1 protein-coding gene is annotated in these 237 nt (G+C 58.6%); it reads right to left on the reverse strand.

Annotation, left to right across the window (positions count from 1 at the left end):
* Positions 1-108, reverse strand: a 108-nt coding sequence (locus tag A1830_RS23830; protein ID WP_369815688.1) for a hypothetical protein, incomplete at its 3' end; no start/stop codon positions are given.
* Positions 109-237: the final 129 nt, after the last annotated feature.

Consider the following 237-nt stretch of genomic DNA (forward strand, 5'->3'; position numbering starts at 1 on the left):
CTCACTGCTCAGGAGCTGACCTAACCGGTCATACGTCAAGCGGATGACGCTGCCGGAGCAGTCGGTGCGCTGTGTCAGCAGCCCCTGGCGGTTCCACACCAGCAGCACGTCACCGCCGATTGCATCGGTGATGCGGTCCGGCAGCGTTTCTTCGTCGTCAGGATAATGGTATGTGGTGGTGTGATTCAGTGCGTTGCTTTCCGACAGCAGGCGACCGTTTAAATCATATGTCGCCTG

This window comes from Erwinia sp. ErVv1, assembly GCF_900068895.1.
Taxonomy (GTDB): Bacteria; Pseudomonadota; Gammaproteobacteria; order Enterobacterales; family Enterobacteriaceae; genus Erwinia.